The sequence below is a fragment of the Duganella sp. CY15W genome (assembly GCF_009857555.1).
Lineage (GTDB): Bacteria > Pseudomonadota > Gammaproteobacteria > Burkholderiales > Burkholderiaceae_D > Rugamonas > Rugamonas sacchari.
The window spans coordinates 826476-850680 of the sequence record NZ_WWCQ01000001.1; the positions used below are offsets into that span (position 1 = coordinate 826476).

The window sequence follows — 24205 nt, forward strand, 5'->3', positions numbered from 1 at the left end:
CGGTATCGTACCGGATTACTTGAGGGCGCGGCGCTAAATTAATGGTGGTGGGTCCAGCCTTCCGGGGCGGCCAGGTAGGATGCCACGGCGTCTTTCTGGCCGATCGCGTGGTGTTTCACTTCGCCGCACGGGCAAACGCCGACGTAAGGCTGGATATGCGAGCAGGCCGATACCTTTTGCAGGCGGACCTGAACGGCTTTGGCGCATTTGACACATTTGAAGGTGAGGGTACGTGGTGCTTTTAACATGGTGCGGATTCTGAAAAGGCAAAACCGCGATTTTATCACTCAGGCGTAGGTGTTCACCGCGCCGCCGGCCGCCGGCTTGCTGCCATAGGCGCGCTGCGCCTGTTGCTGGGCGAGCTCGGAGCGGGCTTTGGCTTCCATCTGCTGCGCCTGGGCGGCGACTGCGCGGTCGGGACCTGATGGTTCGGCCGGAGCCAGCGCCGCCGCCGCGATGGTGCGGGCGCGCTGGATGGTTTCCTCGGGCGTGCCGCCGGGCGAGGTATCGATATTCACCTCGCCGCCGATGGCATAACTGACGCCGTTCGGACCGCGCTGATAGGTGAAACTGGGGCCGCCCGTGGCCAGCCCGCCCGCTGCCGCCATGTGGGCTTGTTCATGCTGGCGGACTTCGGTGTCGCGGGCCTTGAGTTTGTCGATGAGCGCGAGCGCCTCGGGCGACAGTTTGGTGGTGCTGGAAGACGGGGAAGATGCGGTGGATGGCTCGGCATTCGGCGACGCAGGCACCTGCGCTGGCGCCTCGCTGCGGACTGGCGTCAGGTTGGCGGAACTCGGGGATAGGGCGCCGATGCTCATGTTTAGGCCTTCTGAAGCCTTCAGCATAGCAAATCTGGCGCGGAAAGCGCGTTTCTTTAACTATCGGGCAACCGTGGCGACGACGTTGTGTAGCAGGCCATTGACTTTGGCGCCCATGGCGTCCGATCCGTAGTCGCCGGCGGTGGTGATAACGGTCATGTCCAGCTCCGGGACGATGAAGATGCGTTGGCCGCCGTTGCCGAACGCCGCCTGCCACGCGATGCGGCGGCCTTGCCATGCGGCCGTGCCGGTCCACCACTGGTAGCCGTAGTGCAGTTCGTCCGGCTGGTTGCCGGGGCTGCGGAAGCCAACGCTCAGGCGCGGCGTGAGCGATGCATCAATCCAGTCTGCGGCCACGATCTGGCGGCCGTTCCACTGGCCGTGATTGAGCATGAGGCGTCCCAGCTTGGCCATGTCGCGCGGGCGCATGCGCAGGCCGGAGAAGGCGGCGGGCCGGTCGCGCAGATCTGTCACCCACTCCCACTGCGTGATGCCGAGCGGCGCAAACAGCTCGCTGCGCGCTACCTCCAGCCAGGGCTTGCCGCTGACGCGTGTGACGATGTCCGACAAAATCACGGTCCCGCCGCCGTTGTAGTTCCAGACCACGCCCGGTGGCGACACGATGGGCCGTTCCAGCACATAGCGCACCGGATCGGCTTTGAAGAACAGCCGCAGCTCGTTGTTCGGCTGCGCGCCTTCGTCCCATTTCCAGCCGCCGCTCATGGTCAGCAGGTGATCGAGATGGATGGCTTGCAGCGCTGGCGTGCGCAGGTCCTTGTATTCCGGGTAGTAGTCCAGCACCGGCGTTTGCAGCGAGGGGATTTTGCCTTGCTGCTTTTTGATGCCGACCAGCAGATCAATCACGCTTTTGCCGATCGAGCGCGTGTCGTGCAAGGTGTCCGGACCGAATGACACGGTGGGCGCAATCAACGGCCAGGTGCCAAGTGCGCGGCGGATGGATTTGTCTTTGCCACTGCGGTACAGCTCCGCCACCAGTTTGCCATGACGCTCAATGACGATGCTGTGGATATTGTCCTTGCCCTGTGCGATGGCGTTCAGCGTATCGCACAATGCGCCCTCGTTGAAGCCCGATGCTTCGGGCAAGGTGCTTTGCCAGCCGTCGCCTTGCTGCACGGGTGCGTAGCAGGGCGCGGCGGCAGCAGGCAGGGTGACGATCAGGCCTAGCGTCAGGCAGAGGGCAGGGTTCATCGGCTCATTGTACCGTGATGGCGCTGCGGCCTCCGGCGGATGGCTGGACCAGAATTTTGGCCGAGATGCGCTCGGTCATTTCCTGCACGTGCGAGATGACGCCAACCTTGCGGCCCATGGCTTGCAGCCCGTCCAGCGCATCCATGGCGACGCGCAGGGTGTCCGCATCCAGGCTGCCGAAGCCTTCGTCGATGAACAGCGATTCCACGCGCACGCGGTTGGACGACAGCGAGGCCAGGCCCAGCGCCAGCGCCAGCGATACCAGGAAGGATTCGCCGCCCGACAGCGAGTGCACCGAGCGCATTTCGCCGCCCATGTCCTGGTCGCGGACCAGCAGGGCCAGTGAGGGATTGCTGGTGTTTTGGATGCGCTCCAGTTGATAGCGGCGCGACAGATGGTTCAGGTGCGCGTTGGCGTAGCCCAGCAGGACGTCCAGCGTGAATTGCTGGGCGTAGTTGCGGAAGCGTTTACCGTCTGCGGAGCCGATCAGGTCATCCATGCGCGCCCAGCGCTGGGTGATGGCTTCCTGCTGCTCGATCTCGGCCAGCATGGAGGATGAGCGGCGGCGTTTTTCCTCGTCCTGCGCCAGCGCGAGCTGCAACGCGGTGGCATGGTCGTTGGCGGTTTTGCGTTCGGCCAGCAGGACGTTGAGCGCGTTGACGACGGCGCTGATCGGTGTTTCGGCCGGTTCGGCTGATTTGACTGATTTGGCTGATTCTGCAACCGGCACGGCGGCAGGTTCGGACCAGAGATCGGCAACGGCCGGTTCGGCTTCTTCCGTTTCGGCCGGTACTGCCACGCGCGATGGTGGCGCGCTCTGTTGATGCTGTTCGCGCTGGCGCTGGCGTTCCTGCAGCACGGTTGCCGCCTGGTCGGTGGCGCGCGACAGCGCTTGCAGGGCATTGCGCTCGGCGTCGATGTCTTGCGCGGAGTAGGCCAGCAGCTCATGCAGTTGCGCGAGGTCTTGCAGTCCTGCTTCGGGCTGGCGTTGCTGGAAGGCGGACAGCCAGTCCGCCAGCCGTGCCGCCGCCGCATTGGCATTCGCCTGCAACGTGGCGAGGCGCTGGCCTCCCAGTGCCAACGCTTCGTCGCTGCGCGCGCGGGCTTGCGCGGCTTGCTGGGCGGCGTTCTGGCTGGCGGCGTGGCGTGCTTTGGCGGCGTCAATCGCCGCTTGCAGCGCGGCTTCCACATCGCGTACTTCCTTGCCGCCCCACATCGCCATGCGCTGCTCCTGGCTCACTTTGATTGTGGCGTCGGCGGCGTCGAAGGCGTTGCGGGCGGCGAGGGCGTCCTGGCCGGCTCTGGCCAGGGCTGCGCTCAACGCGTTGAGTTCCACCTCCATGCCGGATAGCGCGGCGGCGCGTTCGTCATACGCCGTACGCTGCGTCAGCCATTGCCTGCTTTCGGCCTGGCGCGCTTCGTAGAAACGTGCGGGGCCGGATTTCCAGTCTTCCTTCCATTCTTCGCTTGGCATGTCGCCGCCACTGAAAGCGGGGTCCAGATCGGCCAGCAAAGCGCTGAGCGACAGCGCAACTTCGATGCGCTGGTCTTCCAGCGCCTTGTATTCGGTATTGGACTGCGCCAGCGCGGTGCGCGCGGCGGCGGCCACGGTTTGCAGGCGCGTATGCTCGGCGGCGGCCTGGTCGTAGGCCGTTTGCGCCTGGTCGCGGGCGACGCGCGCGGCATGCAGCGCGCGCTCCTGCTGCTCGACTGCTTGCAGCGCCTGATGTGATGCAGTCAGCTGCGCGGTGAACCATGCGGTGCGCTCATCGGCCGGCGGGGCGCTGGCGGCAAGCGGATGTGCGGACCAGGCGATGTCTGCGCGCTCCAGCATTGGCTGTAGCGCGTGCTGCTCGGTAGCGAGTACGTTCAGCTGCTCGGCGCTGGATTGTGCTGACGCGCGCAACGTGGCTTCCTGCTGCATATTGGCTTGCGCCTGTTCACGGCAGCGCGTGACGTCGGCCTGGAATTCGCGCAGCATGGATTGCAGGCTGTCGTCATGGTGGCGATATGGATGCTCCAGGGCGCCGCAGACCGGGCAGGGGGTGTGGTCTTCCAGCGACTGGCGCAGCGATTCGACGCTGGCGGCACATGCGGCTTCGGCCAGTTTCAGCGAACGCTCGGCTTGCGAAAAGGCGGCCATGATGGCGATGCCTTGCTGCTGCGCGGCGCCCAACTGCGCTTCGGCGTTGGTCATATGCTGGCGCAACTGGACGGTTTGCGTTTCGATCTGGCTGTGGCGCGTCTGGCGCGATGCCAGCTCCAGCCAGAGCTTTTCCGCACCGATCAGCTGATTGCGGCGTTGTTCCGCGCTGGTGCGCGACGCCTGTAATGCTTCGACGGAATGCACGGACAAGGTCTGTGCTGCCTGCTGGCGCTGAGCATCCAGTGTCTGCAGCGAGGCTGCGGCGGCGGACAGCCCGGTGCTGGCATCCGCTTCCTCGTCGCGGTGGGTCTGGGCATTGCGCTGCACGCGCGCCAGGCCGGAGGCCAGCAGGTCGGCGCGCGCAGCGGCCTGGCCGGCTTGCACGAACAGCACGTCCCAGCGCTCCCATTGCAGCGCCAGGATCTTCCATTGTTTATGCTGCTGCAGCCAGGTGACGCCGGCTTGCTGCTGCGCCGCCAGTCTGGTGTGTTCGTTCTGGCGTGCCTGCAGCGCGGCTTTTGCGGCGGCATCGGCTTGCTCGGCCTTTTCGCAGGCGGCGGAGGCCTGGCGGTAGGCGGGCAGCATGGCTTCGATGCGCGCGTCCAGTGCCTTGGCCTGATCGAGTTGCGGCGTTGCTGCGCGCTGGGCGTTCTCCGCTTCCTGCTGCGCCAGCGCGGATTGCGCTGCGGCGGAGTTGGCCTGCTCCAGCGCCGCTGTCGCCTGCTGGGCGTTTTGCGTGCTGGTGGCGATGGCGGTTTGCGTGGCGCCGATGTCGGCCTCGATGCGGCGAATATCGTCAGCCAGCGGGCGCGCGGGTTGTACGGCGTCGATGCACGCCAACGCTGTACGGCGCGATGCCGCGGCTTCCGCTGCGGTCTGCGCGGCGGCCAGGGCGGCGCCAGCGGCTTGCTCTTCCTGCGCCAGTTTTTCAGCGTGCTGGTGCCAGCGCAGTTCCTGCTCCAGCTCTGCTTTCTGCTGGTCCAGCGCTTGCAGGGCGATACCCGCGTCGGCGTTTTTGGTTTCCAGTTCCGCGCGCTGATCGGCACTCAGTGGCTTCTGATCTGCAAGACGCAGATTCAGTTTTTGCAGCGCGGCCTGTTCCACCTTGTTGCGTTCGAAGGCGCGCATGGAGATTTCGGAATAGACGGTGCTGCCGGTCAGCGTTTCCAGCAGTTCGCCGCGTTCGTTGTCCTCGGCTTTCAGGAAGGCCGAGAATTCGTTCTGCGCCAGCAGCACGGCGCGCGTGAACTGTTCAAACGACAGGCCGATGCGCTTTTCGATTTCGGCCTTGACTTCGGTCTTGGTGGCACCGATAGGCTGCTCGGACGGCAGCAGTTTCAGCGACATCATTGTGGGCTGCAAAGCGCCTTCCGCCTTGGTGCGCGAGCGGCGCACGCTCCAGCGCGCACGGTAAGATGCGCCGTCGCTGCCGACGAAGTCCACTTCCGCATAGCCTTCCGCCGTGCCACGGCGCAGCAGCGTGCGCGGATCCTGGGTGGAGACGGTTTCGTTGCCGACATCGGCCAGCAGGCTGCGGCCGGCTACGCGCAGCAGGCGTGGCGTGGCGTCGTACAGGGCCAGGCACAAGGCGTCCAACAAGGTGCTTTTGCCGGCGCCGGTCGGACCGCTGATGGCGAACAGGCCGGTCGAGGCCAATGGCTCGGCTTCAAAATCGACGCTGAATTCTTCGGCCAGCGAGGCCAGGTTCTTGCCGCTGATTTTCAGGATTCTCATGGCAGCATCAACTCCGCAAAGGCGCTCAGTTGATCGGCCGGCGCTTCATTGCCGAAGCGCTGTTGATAGAGCTGTTTGAATATATCGTCCGGTTTGAGTTTTTCCAGCTGGTCCAGCGTCATGACTTCCTTGTCGATGGAAGAATTGCGCGCGGCGGTCGAGGTTTCGATTTTGGCCAGGCGCACGGCCTTGCCATCCAGCGCAGCTTCGATGCGCGCGCGCAGACCCGGCTCCGGTTGTTCCAGCAGCACGCGCACTTCCAGGAAGGGCTGCTGTTCGGCTGGCGCATCCGGCGGCGCCAGCGCGTCCAGTTCTTCCAGCACCTGCGCCAGCGGCGCCGGTTTGGATGGAATACGCAGCAGATCCACCGCGCGCGGTATCGGCACTGGTGCTATTTCGCGCACTGTAGCGCCGTCCAGATCGATGCGCAGGACCTGATGCGCGTAGTTCACTTCCGCGAACGACAACGGCAGCGGGCTGCCGCAGTAGCGGATATGTTCCTGCTTGCCGACGCTTTGCGCCAGATGCAAGTGGCCCAGCGCCGCGTAGGCGATGGCAGGATCGAAGATCCCGGTTGGCAGCATTTCCGTGCCGCCGATAACGATGCGGCGTTCGGAGTCGCTGGACATCTGGCCATCCACCATGTGGCAATGGCCCATGGCGATGATGGCCTGGCCGTCCTCTCGCTTGCTGACGGCCAGTTCAAATGCCTGCTGATAGAGCTGGGCGATACCAGCCAGATAAGGATCTGCGCCTTCTTCGGTGGTCACGCGTGGTACGTCGCCAGGGCGCAGGAAGGGCACGGCGAGGCACCAGGCGGCCACCGTGCCATCGCGGCCGGTCAGCGGCAGCACCAGTGATTCCACATCGATCTCGCCATCTGCATCGCGCTGCACGGCGCCGATGACGCGCGTGCCATGCGCTTCCAGCAGCGGACCTGGCGCATCCAGCCGGCCTGGCGAGTCATGGTTGCCGGCGATGATGACCAGGTTCAGATGCGGTGCGCGCTCCTTGGCCTGCCGCAGAAAACGATACAGCTGCTTCTGCGAAGCCGCCGATGGATTGGCGTTGTCGTAAATGTCCCCGGCAATCAGCAGCGCGTCGGCCTGTTCGGCGACGATGGTGTCCAGCAGCCAGTCGAGGAATCGCTGGTGTTCGTAGTGACGCTCAAAATTATGCAGGGATTGGCCGAGATGCCAGTCGGAGGTGTGCAACAGACGCATGGGAAATGGAGTGAAACGACCGGAAAGCGCTCAATATAGCCCAAGCCGGCCGGTCCCGGCTTGATTAAACGCCATTATGCCGCATTGCTGGCCGGAGGTGGGATGACGGGACCGGCGCGGAAGGTGTTGCGGCCCGCCTGTTTGGCCTCGTACAGCAGAATGTCGGCGCGGTTCAGCAGTTCGGCGGGGCTCACGTCTTCGTTGCGGTAGAAGGTCAGGCCGATGCTGGTGGAGATCGATACCACGGTGCCATCCAGGTCGAAGTCAGCCTGCATGGCCGAGACGATTTTGGCCGCCAGCGCCGCTGCGTCGTCAGTGCGGTGGATGCGTTCCATGATAATGGTGAATTCGTCGCCGCCCAATCGGGCGATGGTGTCGCTGGCGCGCATGGTGTGCGTCAGGCGGGCCGAAAACGCCTTGAGCAGGGCGTCGCCGACGGCGTGGCCGAAGGTGTCGTTGACCGGTTTGAAGCGATCGATGTCCATGTACATCACCGCCATCAGGTTGCCGTTGTCGCGCGCGGAGCCCATGGCGTCGTGCAGTTTTTGCAGGAAGCCGGCGCGGTTGGTCAGGCCGGTGAGGGCGTCTACCTGGGATAGCCGCAGCAGGCGTAGTTTCTCGCGCTTCTGCACCGTGATGTCCTGGCGCATGACGTGGAAGCCGATGACGTTGAGGCCATCTTCGTCCATTTGCGGAATATAGACCACTTCATAGGTGCGTTCGGTGGCGTCGCTGTTGTCGTCTTCTTCGAAGGTCAGCGTTTCGCCGGCCAGCGCGCGCAACACATAGGGTTCGAGGAAGGCGTGGCGTTCGGCGCCCATGGTTTCCAGGATGGTGCGGCCCAGCACAGTGGTGCCGGTGCGATTGAATTCGCGCTCGTAGGCCAGGTTGTGGAAGCGGTAGACCTGTTCGGCGTCGATGTAGGCGACCATGGCCGGCAGCGTGTCGGCGATGGTGCGCAGGCGCGATTCGCTTTCGCGCAGCGCCATCACGGATTTGCGCACGTGGGTGATGTCGTCCACAGTGCCGACGTAGCCGTACACCTGCCCATCCACCACCATGGCGGCGATCTTGAAGGAGATCCAGACGATCATGCCGTCCGGGTGCACGCAGCGCAGCGTGTCCTGATAGGGTACGCGGGTTTCGGCCATGTGGCCCAGCGCCGCCTGCAGCACGGCGCGGTCGTGCGGGTGGACGGCGCGTATCCAGGCGTCGCCCATGGCTTCCTCGCGCGTCAGGCCGGTGATGAGTTCAAAGGTGCGGTTGACGTAGGTGCAGTGGCCGGTGGCGTCGGCACGCAACAGGCCGAGCGGCGAGGCGTCGTTGACGGCGGTGAGTTCGGCCTGGTTCTGGCGCATCGCCAGCTCGGTTTCCTTGCGCGAGGTGATGTCGCGCACGTTGACCGCGACGCCGTCGGTAATCGGCACGATCTGATGCTGCAACCAGTGCACCGCGCGGTTGGGCAGGAAGTCGACTTCAAATTCTTCTTCCAGCGGCTGGCGCGATTCCAGCACGTGGCGGTATTTTTCAACGAAGCCTTGCGAGTGCAGGTCCGGCAGCACTTCGATGAGCCGCTTGCCCTTGATGTCGTCGCTGCGGAAACCCATCAGCTGCGCGCCGCGTTCATTGAGATCGGCGATGGTGAAGTCCAGGATCTCGCGCTGCGCGCCGCGCATACGGCAGGCCTTGAACAGATAGACCGAATCCAGGCTGGCGTCGGCCGCCGCGCGCAGCATCAGCTGGGCTTCGATCACCATGCTGGCGGTGCGGCGCAGGCGGTAGGCCTGGCGCACCAGCAGGTAGACAAACAACAGCACCATGCCGGAAGCGGCAATCGAGATGATGTAGTACACGCTGCGGCGGCGCTCAAAATGGGCCATCGCCGATTCGGTCGGGCTGCCGACCACCGCCATCAGCAGATAGCGCGGCAGTTCTGCGGAGCTGTAGATGCGGTCGATGGCGTCGAAACGGCGCTTGAGCTGAAGCTCCTCGTTTGCTTCGCCATTGCTGGCCTGGACGGCGGTGAAGTCAATGCTGTCACTGATGATGACCTGGTCGTCGATGCGCGCGGCGGACATGCCGTTTTCGCGGCTGATCAGCATGACGGCGCCGCCGGGATCGATGCTCATGCGGTCGTAGTCTTCGACAAAATAGGCCGGGTCCATCATCACCAGGATCACGCCGGCAAAGCTGCCATCCGGCTTGTTCAGGCGGCGCGAGATCTGGATCTGCCATTTCTTGGTGCGGCTGTCGACCACCGGCGTGGATACCAGCGACACATCGGCCGGATTAGAGGCATGACTCTTGAAGAAGGGCGTATGTTTGTGCTCGGGCGCGAAATAGCCGTTCTGGCTGTCGATGACATGGCCGTCGCTGTTGAGGATTGCCAGCGGCAGATCCAGCTTGGTCGGCAGCAGGGAATCCAGCAGGCCGTTTTTGCGGCTGAATTCCGCCAGCCGCAGGCGGCCGTCGGTTTCCTCGTATTTGAGCTTGAACAGCTGGGTGGCGTGGTCGGTTTGCCGCAGCAGGTGGTTGGTGTGCTCGGCCAGCGTGCGCGCCAGCGACTGACTGTGCAGGACCGCATCGTGACGGGCGGTTAGCTTTTCCTGCCGCACCTGGTAAGCCACCGCCAGCCACATGAAGGTCAGCAGTGCGACGCCAAAGGCGGGCAGCAGGATGGAGCGGTACAGACGGCGTAAGAAATCCAGCATCGGCGCACGGTCCTCATCGGTGATTGGAACTCTTTGCGGTTATTCTGCACGGAAATATCGCTTTTGGTGTGAAAGTGGAGAAAAAAACCTCATTCCGTTCACAGGCAATATTGAAATCTTTATTAGAATAGGGACCATGACCGAAACGATATTGAGCCTGTCCGCGGCGCGGGCGTTGCATCTGGCGGCGCAAGGCTTGTTGCAGCCGCGCCGCCGTAAGGCGCGCCAGCCGGACGTGGTGGACACCATCCGGCAAATGGGCGTGCTGCAAATCGACACCATCCATGTGGTGGCGCGCAGTCCGTACCTGGTGCTGTGGAGCCGTCTGGGCGATTATCCGCAGCCGTGGCTGGAGCAGGCGCTGGCCGCCGGCGAACTGTTTGAGTACTGGGCGCATGAGGCCTGTTTCGTGCCGGTTGAGGATTATGGCCTGTACCGCCATCGCATGCTGGACCCGGAAGCCATGGGCTGGAAGTATTCCGCCACCTGGATGAAGGAGCGCCGCGCCGAGGTGGACAAGGTGCTGCAGCATATCCGCGTCAACGGCCCGACGCGTTCCGCCGACTTTGAGCGCACCGATGGCCAGAGCGGCGGCTGGTGGAGCTGGAAGCCGGAAAAACGCTCGCTGGAGGTGCTGTTTACCACCGGCGCGCTGATGATCTCCGCGCGCCATAACTTCCAGCGCATTTATGACCTGGCCGAACGCGTGCTGCCGGATTGGGACGACAGCCAGCTGCGGCCCATGGATGAGGTGCGGCGCGCGCTGGTGCTCAAGGCGGTCAAGGCCATGGGCTGCGCGCGCAGTGCATGGATCAGCGACTACTTCCGCACCAAACCGCCGCGTCTCGATCCCGAACAGCTGTTCGCGGAGGGCGCCTTGCTGCGCGCCTGGGTGGAAGACTGGGACGATCCTGTCTACGTCCATCCTGATCTTGCGCACTTGCTGGCCGCTGCCGCCGATGGCACGCTGTCGCCGACGCTGACCACTATCCTGTCGCCATTCGATCCGGTGGTGTGGGACCGCCGCCGCGCGCTGGAGCTGTTCAACTTTGATTACCGGCTGGAGTGCTACACGCCCGCCGACAAACGCCAGTACGGCTACTTCACGCTGCCGATCCTGCGCCGCGGCGCGCTGGTCGGCCGGCTGGACGCCAAGGCCCACCGCCGCGATGGCGTGTTTGAAGTGAAGTCGCTGGCGCTGGAGCCATCGTCACGTGTCAGCGACCGCTTTACGCGCGACATCGCCGGCGCGCTGCAGCGCCTGGCCGATTGGCATGCCTGTCCTGAAGTACACATTAAACAAGCTGCACCAGCCATTTTTGGCCAGCAGCTGCAAGCCGCGCTGGATGCAGCCGGATCAGAAAAGGAAGCCGCATGACTTTGCCCGCCGCCCCCGCCAGCCCGCTGGCCGCTGACGGACAACCGCTGTTTGGCCGTTACGCCGGCCAGGTCGGTAATATCGATTGGACGCAGCTGGCCAAGCCGTTTGCGCGCAGCGCGCTGTGGCGCCGCTTCCATCACAAGCGCTGGCACTACGTGGCGCTGTGCACCGAACAGGTGTTCTGCGCGGTGGCGATTGTCGACCTGGGCTGGATCAGCACCGCGTTTGCCTACGCGTTCGACCGTGGCGAAGGCGATATGCTGGCCAATTTCTCCCAGGACGGCCTGCCGCTGATATCGGCCAAGCTGGCCAACCACGCGGGCGAATCGAGCAGCTTCAAGGCGCGCAACTGCCATATCGCGGTCGATGCGCAGGGCGATGGCAGTTACCAGCTGACGCTGCGCTGCGATTTCCTGGAAATCGACGCCAGCTTCGGCCCCGGCGCGTCGCCGCTGCTGCTGGCGACGGGGCCGATCGACAAGGGTTCGGTGCATGCGACGCAGAAGTCGTCCGCCATGCCGCTGCGCGGCGAGGTGCGTACCTGGCGCGAGGAGTACAAGCTCGACGGCGGCGTCGCCAGTTTTGACTATTCCAATGGCCTGCTGGCGCGCAATACGGATTGGCGCTGGGCCTCGGCGCACAATCTGGAGCTGGGCTTCAATCTGCAGGCGGGCTATTTTGGCGGCCATGAAAATGCGCTGTGGCTGGATGGCGAGCTGTATCCGCTGGCGGCGGCGCACTTCCTGTACGATAAAAAAGACGCGCTGTCGCCGTGGCATATCTTTACCGAGGACGACATGCTGGACCTGGTGTTCACACCGGATGGCGCGCGCCGCGACAACAAGAAGATGGTGGTGGCGGCCAGCCGCTACCTGCAACCGATAGGCAGCTTCACGGGCTGGGTGCGCAGTGCGCCGGATCAGCCCAAACGCATGGTCACGCAGTTGATGGGCGTGACTGAAGATCATTCATCGCGCTGGTAATCCTCCATGAGTATTCGTAATCTGGACCGTCTGTTCCAACCACGCTCGGTGGCCCTGATCGGCGCGTCGGATAATCCGCAGCGCATCGGCACGCGGGTGCTGGCGAATCTGCTCGATGGTGAATTTACGCGTAGCGGTGGCGTGGTGTATCCAGTCAACCCGAAGCACCAGGCGTTGCACGGCTTGCCGTGTTATGGGCGGGTCAGTGCGCTGCCCAAGCCGGCCGACCTGGCCATCATCTGCACGCCGCCTGCCACGCTGCCGGGATTGATCGGCGAGCTGGGACAGCACGGCACCAAGGCGGCCATCGTGATGACGGCCGATCCCGCGCACAGCGGTGGCCGCAGCTTGCGCCAGCAGATGCTGGAAGCGGCGCGGCCTTATTTGCTGCGGATACTGGGCGCTGGCAGCGTCGGGCTGCAATCGCCGTCACTGGGCCTGAATGCCAGCTTTACGCAAATGGAGGCGGGCAAGGGGCGGCTGGCTTTCGTCTCGCAATCCGGTGCGCTGGCGACGGCGGTACTGGATTGGGCCGGCCAGCGCGGCATCGGCTTTTCGCGCCTGGTCGCCATGGGCGACGGCATGGATGTGGACTTTGGCGACTTGCTGGATTATCTGGCGGCCGATGCGGAGACGGAAGCAATCCTGCTGTGCATAGAACACGTGAGCAGCGCCCGCAAGTTCATGTCGGCGGGGCGGCTGGCGGCGCGCGGCAAGCCGGTCATCGTGCTGAAAGTAGGGCGCGATGCGGCGCCTGGCCAGGATCTGGTGTTTGATGCGGCGATACGCCGCGCCGGCATGCTGCGCGTGTATTCGACCGAAGACCTGTTCGATGCCGTGGAGACGCTGGCGCGCCAGCGTCCGCAGCGCGGCGAGCGGCTGGCGGTGCTGACCAACGGCGGCGGCCTGGGGCTGATCGCGGCCGATGCCTTGTCCTGCAGCGGCGCGCAACTGGCGGCGTTGTCGCCGGAAACGGTGCGCGGCCTGACGCAGGCCGGTGCGCCCCAGGCCAATCCGCTGGATGTCCTGGCCGACGCGCCCGTGGCGCAGTATGTGGGGGCGGTCGAGGCGCTGCTGCGCGAGCCGCAGGCGGATGCGCTGCTGTTTCTGCACGCGCCGACCGCCATGGTGGCCAGTGACCTGATCGCTGAAGCAGTCGCACCGCTGATGAAAGCCGCTGGCAAGAATGTGCTGTCGTGCTGGCTGGGCGGCAGTTCGGTGGCACAGGCGCGCCGGGTGTTTGCCGAGGCGGGCCTGCCGACCTATGACACGCCTGAAAAGGCCGTCAACGGCTTCCTGCAAATCGCCCAGTATCGCCGCAACCAGGAATTGCTGATGGAGGTGCCGGTTGGCATGCCGACCACCAGCGCCAGCGGCCGTTCCACCGCGCGCGGCCTGGTGCAGGCGGCGCTGAACGCCGGCCACAGCGAGCTGTCCGACGCTGATGCGCGCGCGCTGATGGCCGCCTACGGCATCGCGCTGGCGACGCCGCAGCAGACGGCGCTGGCCGGCGCGACGCTGGCCGCAGCACGCATCCAGATTGGTCATGATCCAGTGTTTGGCCCGGTGGTGTTTTTTGGCCAGGGTGGTATTGCTGCAGATGTGGCGGCGGACCGCGCCGCCGGCCTGCCGCCGCTGAATATGACGCTGGCGCGCGACATGGTCGGCCGCACCCGCGTTTCGCGGCTGCTGGCGCAGGGGCAGACGCCGGCCGACGCGGAAGCGCTGATCCGCACCCTGGTGCAGGTCGCCGACATGGTGGCCGACCTGCCCGAGCTGACGGAGCTGGACCTGAATCCGCTGCTGGCGATCGGCGGCAGCGTGGTGGCGCTCGGCGCGCGCATGCATCTGGCCAAGGCGCGGGCGCGGCGCACGGTGCTGGCGATCCGGCCGTATCCGCAGGAACTGGAAGAACGCGTCGACTGGGGCGGTGGGCAGATCCTGCTGCGGCCGATCCGGCCGGAAGACGGCCCGCAGCACCAGGTATTCTTTAGCGCGCTGGAGGCGGACGATATCCGGCTGCGCTTCTTCTCCGCCATGCGCGAGCTGCCGCCGGCCCAACTGGCGCGGCTGACGCAGATCGACTATGACCGTGCCATGGCGTTTATCGCCACGCGGCCTGGCGTGGATGGCATGCCGGAAACACTGGGCGTGGTGCGGGCTGTGACGGATCCCGATAACCAGTCGGCGGAATTTGCCGTCATCGTGCGTTCCGATCTGAAAGGCAAGGGACTGGGCTACATCCTGTTCCAGAAGCTGGTCGATTATTTCCGTGCGCGCGGCACGCGCGAGATCGTCGGCGATGCCTTGGCAGAGAATACCGGTGTGCAAAAACTGATACGCCACTTTGGCGGCGTGGTATTGCCGCATCCAGAAGCCGGTATGGTGAGATTACAACTGCCGTTGCGATAGCATTCGCGGCACGCTTGAGATATATTGGCGGTGGGCGGGTTTGTTCTAGCTCAAAGCGTCGTTGTCGGGATTATTTACACTTTTTACTTCCACCTACAGCCTTGGGAGTCAGAATGTTAACCGCCACATATACTCTGGTCGCACTGTCAGTCGAACAAGCGAGCGTTCGTCTTAGCCTGCAGTCGTTCCAGAAATATATGCGTTCCACGCTGATGCAGCAAAACCGCATGACCCTGTCGCAACTGGAATATGCTTGCGAAAACCTTAATACCCTGTACCAGTCTTGCCACTGGCGCAAGACCGAGATGTATCTGATACCGGCGCTGCGCGACGCCACTGAGCGGGCCGATCAGTTGCTGGACGAGCTCAACCGTTTGAACCAGGCCGCGCTGACGTCCATCCGTTTGCTGCAAGACAAGCTGGGCGCGCTGGCCGATGTGCGCGACGAGCAGGTCAGCGAAGTGTGCGACAGCATCGACACCTTCTGCGCCTCGCTGCTGAAGCGGCTGGAAAAAGAAGAGCACGAATTGTTCGGCCTGGCCCGGCATGCGATCGCCGGCGAAACCTGGTTCTCGATCGCCAATCAATTGATGATGCACGACAAGCATCTGGACGAAATGAAGCGCTCCGGCCTGCCGCCGGCAGAAGCTGCCCAGGTTGCCGCGCGTCGCCGCGCCTTGCCTGGCGGCGAAGTCGATGATGGCCAGATTTCGATACCAGGCTTGCAGGTATTGCCAGTTGTAAGTCTCGACGACGCGCCTGCGCCGCCGTTGCGCAAGCCCGCGCAGCAAGCATCGCATGACGATGCTTTCATGAAGTAACCGCCCCATAGCGCCTTCGCAGGGCAAAATCTTCCTGCTTTGCTATGATGGTGGTTTTAGCCATCACCATAGCGCACCATGTTTGATTTCCTCTTTAAGCGTGCAACAGAATCCTCGGTCGTTCCGCCAGCTCCTGCGCCCGCACCGGAGCCGGATGCTGCGGCTGGCCGCCGCGATGAACAGGCGCAACGCGCCGCCGCCCTCAATGGCAATGAAGCCGCCGCTGTCGCACTGATATTGGAGAGCGAATTCGCCGGGGTGCGCCTGACCGCCGCCGAGCATGTGCAGTCGCAGGCCGCGCTGGAGCAGGTGCTGCAGGCGGTGCGTAACACCGACCGCCGCGTCGCCAAGCTGATGCAGAGCCGGCTGGACGCCATCCGTTATCAGCAGGCCGAGCTGCAAAAAGCCCAGGCGTGTCTGGATCTCGCGCAACGTCTGTTGCAGGATGAAAAGTTGACGCCGAATCAGGTTGCAGAGCTGGACCGCCAATGGCTGGTGGTGGCGGACGTGCCGGCGTTGGCGGAGCAGTTCGCGAGCGCCCGCGCGGCGCTGGCCGCACGCCTGGAAGAGCAGGTCACATTACAGCGCACCATCATCGATGCCATGGCGGCCGTGCGCAAGCTGCCCGATGCCGGCTTGCCAGCGGAAGAGGCGCTGCAGACGCTGGAACGGCATGCCGCAGCCGAGGCGGAATACCAGAATGCCCCCGAACACAACGCCTTGCCGCGCCATCTGCTGAGCGACTATGCGCAAGCGCTGGCGCAAGTGCGCGCCGCGCTGACCGTGCCTGTCAAGCCGGCGCCCGTGGCCGAGCCTGAAGCTGCGCCAGCCGTCGCCGAGGCCGCGCCGGACCAGGCTGCGGCCCCTAAGCAGCCCAAACAGCCCAAGCAGCCGCCCAAGGAAGCCGACAAGAAATTCCTGGAAACATTGGAGGCGATGGAAGCTGCGCTGGAGCACGGCCAGCTCCACATCGCCGGCGAACACGACAAATGGCTGCGCGAGCACAAGACCCGTCTCAGCCACGCCCAGACCGAGCATCTGAACCACGTCCGTGCCGAACTCAAGCGACTGGGTGACTGGGCGCGCTGGGGCGGCAATGTCTCGCGCGAAGAGCTGGTCAAGGCGGTGGAAGAACTGCCAGGCCAGAAACTGGCCATGAGTGAGCTGGCCAAGAAAGTCGGCAGCATGCGTGACCGCTGGAAAGCGCTGGATGCAGTATCGGGCCATGCGCCGAAAAGCCTGTGGGAACGCTTCGATGCGGCCTGTACCGCCGCTTACGCGCCTGCCGCCGCCCACTTCAAGCAGCTGGCCGACGAGCGCCACGCCAACGCCGCCAAGGCGCAGGCCCTGATCTCTGAGACGCAAGCCCTGGCCGAGTCGGTGGCTGCGGGAGGGGCGGACCTGAAGAACGTCGCGGCAGCCGGTCAGCGCCTGCGTCAGATGTGGACGCGTCTGGGCACCATCGACCGCAAGGAAAAACGCAAGCTCGACCAGACCTTCGACAAGGTGCTGGCCCATATGCTGTCGCCGCTGTCCGAGCAGCGCAAGGTGGAAGCCGCCAAGCGCGAGCAGCTGATTGTGGAGGCAGAAGCACTGGAGCCGTCCGACCGCCAGACGCTGGACAAGCTGCGCCGTCTGCAGGAGCGCTGGCAGGAGCAGGCCAAGGCCTTGCCGCTGGAACGCAAGATCGAACAGGCGCTGTGGCAGCGTTTCCGCGCCGCATGCGACGCTATCTTCTCCAGGCGCAAGGAAACTGCGCACGCTGCCGATCACGAACGCAAGGCGCAACTGCACGCGCGCGAAGCGATCTGCAAGGAGCTGGAAGAGGCGACTTTCAGTGGCGAAGACAAGGCCCAACTGGCGACCATCGCCAAGGCGCTCAAGGATGCAGCCACGGCCTGGCATGCGACCGGTATCGTGCCGCGTGCTGCCGAAGCCCGTATCAATCAGCGCTATCACAATGCGGTCGGCAAGGTGCAGGGGCAGGCGGACGCGATCAAGCGCCGTGCCGGTGCGGCCCAGGCCAATGCGTTGCGCGACAAGCTGCGCCTGTGCCAGTCGCTGGAAAGCGCGCTGGGCGCGGATAGCAGCGCCATCGATGCGACCGATTGGCAGGCGCGCTGGGCTGAATTGCCGTCGCTGGGCAATGAGTATGAGCGCGCGCTGAACGGCCGTTTCACCGCTGCGCTGGGCGCGCTGAATGGCGAGCGCAGTGCCTACGCGCAGCAGCTGGAGCGTAATCGCGCCAAGTTGCTGGATGAGGTGCTGCGCCTGGAAATCGTCGCCGGGGTGGACAGCGGCGCCGAATTTGCGCGCGAACGCCTGAAAATGCAGGTGGAAGTGCTGCAATCGTCGCTGAAATCCGGCCAGAAGCCGCAGTCGGCCAGCGCCGCCTACCTGCAGCTGTGCGCGATGCCGGCGCTGGCGGACGCACGTACCGCCAGCCGTATCGAGCAACTGTTCCGCCGCATTGGCGCCTCGGAGCGTGCATGAGTTTGAATGAGGTGCGTATCCAGGCAGAGGATTTCGATTTGTCTGCCGAGGTCGCCCAGCTGCGCGCCGATTATCCCAAGGTCGGCGGCGTGGTGACGTTTGTCGGCACCGTACGCGACCTCAACGAGGGTGCGGCAGTGTCCGAGATGGTGCTGGAACATTATCCGGGCATGACGGAGCAGGCGATCAGCAACATCATCGACCAGGCAAAGGCGCGCTGGCCCATTTTCAGCGCGCTGGTGATCCATCGCGTCGGTCCGCTCCAGCCCAAGGACCAGATCGTCCTGGTGGCGGTGACGTCGGCGCACCGGGGCGAGGCGTTTGCTGCGTGCGAATTCATCATCGACTATCTCAAGACCGAGGCGCCGTTCTGGAAAAAGGAGCAAACCCCGGACGGCGCGCGCTGGGTCGATGCCCGCGTGAGCGATGATGCGGCATTGACTAAATGGAAAGTTTAAATGCAGGGTTAGCTCCTTGAAAACGTCATCGCTTATCCCTATGTAAGCGATAACTGTTAAATATCGGAGCAACAAATGCGTCAAGACAAACTCACCACCAAACTCCAGGAAGCCCTGTCGGACTCGCAGAGTCTGGCCGTGGGCAATGACAACCAATACATCGAACCGCTGCACCTGCTGACGGCCCTGTTGAACCAGGACGATGGCAGCGCGCGCTCGCTGCTGCAACGCGCTGGCGTCAATGTCGGCGGCCTGAGCAAGGCGCTGAGTGCGGCGCTGGAACGCTTGCCGAAAGTGTCCGGCACCGGTGGCAATGTGCAAGCGAGCCGTGAACTCGTGGCCGTGCTCAACCTGGCCGACAAGGAAGCGCAGAAGCGCGTCGATCAATTCATCTCCAGCGAAATGGTGCTGCTGGCGCTGACCGACGACAAGTCGGACGCCGGGTCGCTGGCGCGCGAAAGCGGCCTGACCCGCAAGTCGCTGGAAGCGGCCATCGACACCGTGCGCGGCGGCGCCAAGGTAGACAATGCCGAGGCTGAAGGCCAGCGCGAAGCCCTGAAAAAATACACGCTGGACCTGACCGAGCGCGCCCGCCAGGGCAAGCTGGACCCGGTGATCGGCCGCGACGATGAAATCCGCCGCGCGATCCAGGTGCTGCAACGCCGCTCCAAGAACAATCCTGTGCTGATCGGCGAACCGGGCGTGGGCAAGACCGCGATCGTGGAGGGCCTGGCGCAGCGCATCATCAACAACGAGGTGCCCGATTCGCTCAAAGGCAAGCGCGTGCTGGCGCTGGACATGGCGGCGCTGGTGGCCGGCGCCAAGTACCGCGGCGAGTTCGAGGAACGTCTGAAAGCCGTGCTCAAGGAGCTGGCCATGGACGAAGGCCAGACCATCGTCTTCATTGACGAGATGCACACCATGGTGGGCGCCGGCAAGGCCGACGGCGCCATGGACGCGGGCAATATGCTGAAACCGGCGCTGGCCCGTGGCGAGCTGCACTGCGTCGGTGCGACCACGCTGGACGAGTACCGCAAATACATCGAGAAAGACCCTGCGCTGGAGCGCCGCTTCCAGAAAATTCTGGTGGACGAGCCGAGCGTAGAAGACACCATCGCGATCCTGCGCGGCTTGCAGGACAAGTACGAGCTGCACCACCAGGTGGCGATTTCGGACGCGGCGATCATCGCGGCGGCGGAGCTGTCGCACCGCTACATTACCGACCGCTTCCTGCCCGACAAGGCGATCGACCTCATCGACGAGGCAGCTGCCAAGATAAAGATCGAAATTGATTCCAAGCCGGAAGTCATGGACAAGCTGGAACGCCGCCTGATCCAGCTGAAGATCGAGAAGGAAGCCGTCAAGAAGGAAAAGGACGAAGGCTCGCGCAAGCGTCTGGAACTCATCGACGAGGAAATTGTGCGGCTGACGCGCGAGCTCAACGACTACGAGGAAATCCTCAAGGCCGAAAAGTCGGTGGTGCAGGGCAGTACCCACATCAAGGAAGAGATCGACCGCATCAAGCAGCAGATGGAGCAGGCCACGCGCGAAAGCAACTGGCAGCGCGTCTCGGAGCTGCAATACGGCCGCCTGCCTGAACTGGAAGCGCAGTTGAAGCAGGCTGAAAAAGCCACGGCCAGCGCCGGTGGCGCGCAAGATCCGTCCAAGCCCAAGCTGCTGCGCACCGAAGTGGGCGCCGAGGAAATCGCCGAAGTGGTGTCGCGTGCGACCGGCATTCCGGTGTCACGCATGATGCAAGGCGAGCGCGAGAAGCTGCTGCACATCGAGGAGAAGCTGCACGAACGGGTGGTCGGCCAGGACGAGGCGATCAATGCGGTGGCCGATGCCATCCGCCGTTCGCGCGCGGGCCTGTCGGACCCGAACCGTCCGTACGGCTCCTTCCTGTTCCTTGGCCCGACCGGTGTCGGCAAGACCGAAGTGACCAAGGCGCTGGCCGGCTTCCTGTTCGATACGGAAGAATCGCTGATCCGTATCGACATGAGCGAGTTCATGGAGAAGCATTCGGTGGCCCGTCTGATCGGTGCGCCGCCAGGCTATGTGGGTTACGACGAGGGCGGCTATCTGACCGAGGCCGTGCGCCGCAAGCCGTACAGTGTGATCTTGCTGGACGAGGTGGAGAAGGCGCACCCGGATGTGTTCAACGTGCTGCTGCAGGTGCTGGACGATGGCCGCATGACCGATGGGCAGGGCCGTACGGTGGACTTCAAGAACACCGTCATCATCATGACCTCAAACCTGGGTTCGCACAAAATCCAGTCGATGGAAGACTCTGACCCCGGCGTGGTCAAGCTGGCGGTGATGGCTGAGGTGCGTTCGCACTTCCGTCCCGAGTTCATCAACCGTATTGATGAGATCGTGGTGTTCCACGGCCTGGATGAGAAGAACATCGGCGCGATTGCCCGCATCCAGCTGGCCACGCTGGAGAAACGTCTGGCCAAGATGGAAATTGGCATGACGGTGACCGACGCGGCGCTGCAGAAGATCGCCGAGGCGGGCTACGATCCGGTGTATGGTGCGCGGCCATTGAAACGGGCGATCCAGCAGCAGATCGAAAATCCGCTGTCCAGGCTGATCCTGCAAGGGAAGTTTGGACCGAAGGACACCATCCACGTCGACGCCGTCAACGGCGAGCTGGCCTTCAGCTAATGCCGGCCCATGTGGGCTAGTGGCGGACGATGCGGTTGCGACCGTCGCGCTTGGCGCGGTACAACGCATCGTCTGCCCGTTTCAACACTTCCTCGTACGCGCTGTCACCGGCGGTCATTTCGCTGAGGCCGCCGCTGATGGTGGCGCCGCGTCCTAAGGTGCCCAATTCCCTGAGCTGTTCCGCAATGCGCAGGCGCAGGCGTTCCGCGATCGGCATGGCCTGCGCGCTGTCCGTGTGCGGCATCAGCACGACAAATTCGTCACCGCCCAGGCGGGCCGGGAAATCGGTGGCGCGCAGCTCGCGCCGGCAGACCTCGGCCGTGGCCATGATGGCCTTGTCGCCGCTCAGGTGGCCGTATTCGTCGTTGATGCCTTTGAAATGGTCGATATCGAAGATCAGCACGGAAGCAGCGGTCTTATAGCGCGCGAACAGTTCAAAATGTTCGGTCAGGCTGTTCATGAGCTTGCGGCGGTTGGCCAGGCCGGTCAGCGAATCGGTCTCGCTTTGCATGCGCAGCAGCGCTTCCAGCTTTTTGCTGGCAGTGATATTGCTGGCGACCCATAGCACCGCATCTTCGCCCAGCACCTGGTATTCCAGCGGCTGCACGCGGCCTTCAAACCACAGCGTTTCCGCCGGTCCCTCGCGGCCCACTCCCTTGACGTCATCGCCGGCCAGCGGATATTCGACCACATGCAGGCCGCGCGAGGCCAGTGCAATGGCCACCTGCGCCTGGAACCAGGCGGCCTTTTCCGGGTTCAGCACCTCGGCCAGGTATTTGCCGGCCAGGCCGCTGCCGTCGTGGTAATAGCGCGTGTCCGTGCCGCCGAAAATGGCGGCATAGCGGCCGCTGCGCGTGAGGATGAATGCCGGATCGGGCAGCGCTGACAACAGCGCGGCGATTTGCTCGTTCGAGAAGAGGGACAAATCCGCCATCCGATACCATTTTTCTAATTGTTGAGTTTCCACTAATGTACCGTACTTTTATCCAAGCACACGTTATCGGCATAAATCTGGAAAACTTAACTAACGATCATTATTGTTGTTATCCAAAGAAGGTGGACGGCGAGCAGCCAAAGGTTTTCTTGAACATGGCGGAGAAGGCGGACTGGCTGGCGTAACCGAGTTCGGCAGCCACCTGCGACAGCGGTACGCCCCGGGCGATCAGCGGCGCTGCATGCGCCAGGCGCACTTGCTGGCGCCAGTGGCCAAAGCCCATGCCCAGTTCGCGTTCGAACAGGCGGGTCAGCGTGCGTTCGGAGGCGCCCACTTGCGTGGCCCAGCCGGCCAGCGTGCATTCGGCGCCGGGATCGGCGATCAAGGCGTCGCACAGCGCTTTCAGGCGCTTGTCAGTAGGCAGCGGCACGCGCACGGGACGCTCGGCGCAGCGCGGCATTTCGTCCAGCAGCAATTCCATTAGCAGGCGTTCGCGGCCGGATTGCTCGTGCTGGTCGTGCTGTTCCAGCGCCGCCATGAGTTCCCGCAACAGGCTGGACACTTCCACCACCTTGCAGTCGTTGCCGGGGAAGGGCGAGCGGCTGGCGTGGATGCACAGCGGCCGCAAGCGCGTGTTTTCCAGGATGGTCACGCCATGCACCACGTCCGGCGGCACCCAGATGGCGCGCTGCGGCGGCACGATCCAGCTGCTGTGGTTGGCATCCACGCGCATCACGCCTTGCATCGCGTAGGTGAACTGGCCCCACGGATGGTGGTGGGGCAGCAGCACATCGTCCGCTTCCAGGTCACGGCCGGACATGGTAAGCGGGTGGGCTTCGGTAGGAAAGTCGCAGTCCCAGTTGAATTGCGTGTGCTTGACGACGTGGATAGGCATGGCGGATTCACGATAAAAATTGTCTTTCTATCTTAAATCAGACCATGATGATTTGCGTAAACTTCAGCAAACAACATGGAGAGCAGCATGAACGACAAGACTTTGCTGCGCCAGGATGCCCGGGTAATCACGCTCGTGGGGCTGGCGCATGGCACTTCCCATTTTTATCACGTGATCCTGGCGGCGCTGATACCGTGGCTGAAGCCTGAGTTCGGGCTCAGCTATTCGGAACTCGGGTTGCTGATGACGGTATTTTTTGTGGTGTCCGGCGTGGGACAGGCGATGGCCGGTTTCATCGTCGACAGGTTCAGCGCGCGCACCGTGCTGTTCAGCGGGATTGCGCTGCTGGGCCTGTCGGCGGTGATGCTGTCGAGCGCGCACAGCTACGCGCAGCTGATGCTGGGCGCCCTCCTGGCCGGTTGCGGCAACAGCGTGTTCCATCCGGCGGACTACACCTTGCTGAACCAGCGCGTGTCCAAGGCACGGCTGGCGCACGGTTTTTCGGTGCACGGCATCAGTGGCAATATCGGCTGGGCGCTGTCGCCGCTGTTCCTGACGTTTGTGGCCGGCCGTACCGACTGGCGCACGGCGCTGCTGTGTGCGGCCGTATTGCCGCTGGCCGTGCTGGCGCTGCTGGTCTGGAACCGCCATGCCTTGCGGCCTGAGCCGGCTGCGGTGCCGGTGGCCGGCAAGCATGCGGTTGCGGCGGCGGGCGAGGGGCCATTCAGCTTCCTCAAGCTCAAGGTGGTGTGGTTGTGCTTTGCCTTTTTCCTGATTTCGGCCGTGGCGCTGGCGGGCATTCAGACCTTTGCGTCGACCAGCCTGGTCAGCCTGTACGGCATGTCGCTGGGCACGGCGACCTCGGCTTACACCTGCTTCATGATGGCATCGGCGGCGGGCATGGCCTACGGTGGCTTCCTTGGCGCCGGCTCGCGCAATCACGACCGCATCATCATGCTGGCGTTTGGTTCGGCGGCCGTGCTGTCGCTGGTGCTGGCGGCGGCTGTGGTGCCGGGCTGGATGGCGGTGGTGCTGATGGGCTTGATCGGTCTGGTGACGGGCATCTCCGGCCCATCGCGCGACCTCATGATACGCGGCGCGGCGCCAGCCAACGCCACCGGCCGCGTGTTTGGCGTGGTGTATTCCGGCCTCGATAGCGGTCTGGCGCTGGGGCCGCTGCTGTTTGGCGCGCTCATGGACGCCCACCATCCGGCTGGCGTGTTTGTGGGCATCGCCGTATTCCAGGCGCTGGTGATCCTGACTGCGGTGGGTGTCGGCAGCAATAGCCGCGTGACCGCCGTGCCAAAAACCGCATAAAAT

16 protein-coding genes are annotated in these 24205 nt (G+C 64.0%); 8 read left to right on the forward strand and 8 right to left on the reverse strand.

Translation table 11 applies throughout. The features are described 5' to 3' along the window. Positions 1–38: 38 nt before the first annotated feature. The 6 genes from GTP58_RS04000 to GTP58_RS04025 form a co-directional block, all read right to left on the reverse strand. A complete protein-coding gene (locus GTP58_RS04000; protein WP_072783755.1) occupies positions 39–248 on the reverse strand; it encodes a hypothetical protein in 210 nt (69 codons plus the stop codon). Positions 249–287: 39 nt separating this feature from the next. Next, complete coding sequence (locus GTP58_RS04005) at positions 288–818, reverse strand: putative metalloprotease CJM1_0395 family protein (protein ID WP_161076357.1); 531 nt, start codon at positions 816–818, stop codon at positions 288–290. Between the two features lie 60 nt (positions 819–878). Then, positions 879–2027, reverse strand: coding sequence for a serine hydrolase (locus tag GTP58_RS04010; protein ID WP_161076358.1), 1149 nt, complete (start codon positions 2025–2027; stop codon positions 879–881). Between the two features lie 4 nt (positions 2028–2031). Continuing rightward, positions 2032–5907, reverse strand: a complete 3876-nt coding sequence (locus GTP58_RS04015; RefSeq protein WP_161076359.1) for an AAA family ATPase — start codon at positions 5905–5907, stop codon at positions 2032–2034. After that, complete coding sequence (locus GTP58_RS04020) at positions 5904–7130, reverse strand: exonuclease SbcCD subunit D C-terminal domain-containing protein (RefSeq protein WP_161076360.1); 1227 nt, start codon at positions 7128–7130, stop codon at positions 5904–5906. The genes GTP58_RS04015 and GTP58_RS04020 overlap by 4 nt, the downstream gene beginning before the upstream one ends. A 74-nt stretch (positions 7131–7204) precedes the next feature. Next, a complete protein-coding gene (locus tag GTP58_RS04025; RefSeq protein WP_161076361.1) occupies positions 7205–9841 on the reverse strand; it encodes a diguanylate cyclase domain-containing protein in 2637 nt (878 codons plus the stop codon). Positions 9842–9977: 136 nt separating this feature from the next. Between GTP58_RS04025 and GTP58_RS04030 the strand changes: the two genes are divergently transcribed. From GTP58_RS04030 to clpB, 7 genes are all read left to right on the forward strand, one after another. Next, entirely contained in the window at positions 9978–11219 is a 1242-nt protein-coding gene (locus GTP58_RS04030; protein ID WP_161076362.1) for a winged helix-turn-helix domain-containing protein, read from the forward strand. Then, the gene (locus GTP58_RS04035) at positions 11216–12205 is read left to right on the forward strand and encodes a DUF2804 domain-containing protein (protein WP_161076363.1); all 990 of its coding nucleotides are present in this window, start codon (positions 11216–11218) and stop codon (positions 12203–12205) included. Before GTP58_RS04030 ends, GTP58_RS04035 begins: the two co-directional genes overlap by 4 nt. Before the next feature lie 6 nt (positions 12206–12211). Continuing rightward, positions 12212–14617 carry a bifunctional acetate--CoA ligase family protein/GNAT family N-acetyltransferase gene (locus GTP58_RS04040; protein WP_161076364.1) on the forward strand — a complete coding sequence of 802 codons (2406 nt, stop codon included), beginning with the start codon at positions 12212–12214 and terminating at the stop codon, positions 14615–14617. 197 nt (positions 14618–14814) lie between these two features. Continuing rightward, a complete protein-coding gene (locus GTP58_RS04045) occupies positions 14815–15438 on the forward strand; it encodes a hypothetical protein (protein WP_229215410.1) in 624 nt (207 codons plus the stop codon). Between the two features lie 78 nt (positions 15439–15516). Continuing rightward, on the forward strand, positions 15517–17931 hold the full coding sequence (locus GTP58_RS04050; protein ID WP_161076365.1) for a DUF349 domain-containing protein: 2415 nt from the start codon (positions 15517–15519) through the stop codon (positions 17929–17931). Continuing rightward, positions 17928–18389 carry a molybdopterin synthase catalytic subunit MoaE gene (gene moaE / locus GTP58_RS04055; RefSeq protein WP_072783779.1) on the forward strand — a complete coding sequence of 154 codons (462 nt, stop codon included), beginning with the start codon at positions 17928–17930 and terminating at the stop codon, positions 18387–18389. The genes GTP58_RS04050 and moaE overlap by 4 nt, the downstream gene beginning before the upstream one ends. A gap of 75 nt (positions 18390–18464) precedes the next feature. Further along, positions 18465–21056 (forward strand): ATP-dependent chaperone ClpB, encoded by a 2592-nt coding sequence (gene clpB, locus GTP58_RS04060; RefSeq protein ID WP_161076366.1) that lies wholly within the window; start codon positions 18465–18467, stop codon positions 21054–21056. A 16-nt stretch (positions 21057–21072) separates the two neighbouring features. Here the strand turns inward: clpB and GTP58_RS04065 are convergent, their stop codons facing one another. Together GTP58_RS04065 and GTP58_RS04070 are read right to left on the reverse strand one after the other, a co-directional pair. Then, the gene (locus GTP58_RS04065) at positions 21073–21990 is read right to left on the reverse strand and encodes a sensor domain-containing diguanylate cyclase (RefSeq protein WP_161076367.1); all 918 of its coding nucleotides are present in this window, start codon (positions 21988–21990) and stop codon (positions 21073–21075) included. Positions 21991–22099: 109 nt separating this feature from the next. Then, complete coding sequence (locus GTP58_RS04070; RefSeq protein WP_161076368.1) at positions 22100–22885, reverse strand: helix-turn-helix domain-containing protein; 786 nt, start codon at positions 22883–22885, stop codon at positions 22100–22102. An 87-nt stretch (positions 22886–22972) separates the two neighbouring features. On the opposite strand from GTP58_RS04070, the gene GTP58_RS04075 reads away from it, so the two are divergent. After that, positions 22973–24202 (forward strand): MFS transporter, encoded by a 1230-nt coding sequence (locus GTP58_RS04075; protein ID WP_161076369.1) that lies wholly within the window; start codon positions 22973–22975, stop codon positions 24200–24202. Positions 24203–24205: the final 3 nt, after the last annotated feature.

Bases quoted from the DNA above. Each gene is read 5' to 3' on its own strand.
- GTP58_RS04000 (WP_072783755.1), bottom strand. From the start codon at position 248: ATGTTAAAAGCACCACGTACCCTCACCTTCAAATGTGTCAAATGCGCC.
- GTP58_RS04005 (WP_161076357.1), bottom strand. From the start codon at position 818: ATGAGCATCGGCGCCCTATCCCCGAGTTCCGCCAACCTGACGCCAGTC.
- GTP58_RS04010 (WP_161076358.1), bottom strand. From the start codon at position 2,027: ATGAACCCTGCCCTCTGCCTGACGCTAGGCCTGATCGTCACCCTGCCT.
- GTP58_RS04015 (WP_161076359.1), bottom strand. From the start codon at position 5,907: ATGAGAATCCTGAAAATCAGCGGCAAGAACCTGGCCTCGCTGGCCGAA.
- GTP58_RS04020 (WP_161076360.1), bottom strand. From the start codon at position 7,130: ATGCGTCTGTTGCACACCTCCGACTGGCATCTCGGCCAATCCCTGCAT.
- GTP58_RS04025 (WP_161076361.1), bottom strand. From the start codon at position 9,841: ATGCTGGATTTCTTACGCCGTCTGTACCGCTCCATCCTGCTGCCCGCC.
- GTP58_RS04030 (WP_161076362.1), top strand. From the start codon at position 9,978: ATGACCGAAACGATATTGAGCCTGTCCGCGGCGCGGGCGTTGCATCTG.
- GTP58_RS04035 (WP_161076363.1), top strand. From the start codon at position 11,216: ATGACTTTGCCCGCCGCCCCCGCCAGCCCGCTGGCCGCTGACGGACAA.
- GTP58_RS04040 (WP_161076364.1), top strand. From the start codon at position 12,212: ATGAGTATTCGTAATCTGGACCGTCTGTTCCAACCACGCTCGGTGGCC.
- GTP58_RS04045 (WP_229215410.1), top strand. From the start codon at position 14,815: ATGCGTTCCACGCTGATGCAGCAAAACCGCATGACCCTGTCGCAACTG.
- GTP58_RS04050 (WP_161076365.1), top strand. From the start codon at position 15,517: ATGTTTGATTTCCTCTTTAAGCGTGCAACAGAATCCTCGGTCGTTCCG.
- moaE (WP_072783779.1), top strand. From the start codon at position 17,928: ATGAGTTTGAATGAGGTGCGTATCCAGGCAGAGGATTTCGATTTGTCT.
- clpB (WP_161076366.1), top strand. From the start codon at position 18,465: ATGCGTCAAGACAAACTCACCACCAAACTCCAGGAAGCCCTGTCGGAC.
- GTP58_RS04065 (WP_161076367.1), bottom strand. From the start codon at position 21,990: ATGGCGGATTTGTCCCTCTTCTCGAACGAGCAAATCGCCGCGCTGTTG.
- GTP58_RS04070 (WP_161076368.1), bottom strand. From the start codon at position 22,885: ATGCCTATCCACGTCGTCAAGCACACGCAATTCAACTGGGACTGCGAC.
- GTP58_RS04075 (WP_161076369.1), top strand. From the start codon at position 22,973: ATGAACGACAAGACTTTGCTGCGCCAGGATGCCCGGGTAATCACGCTC.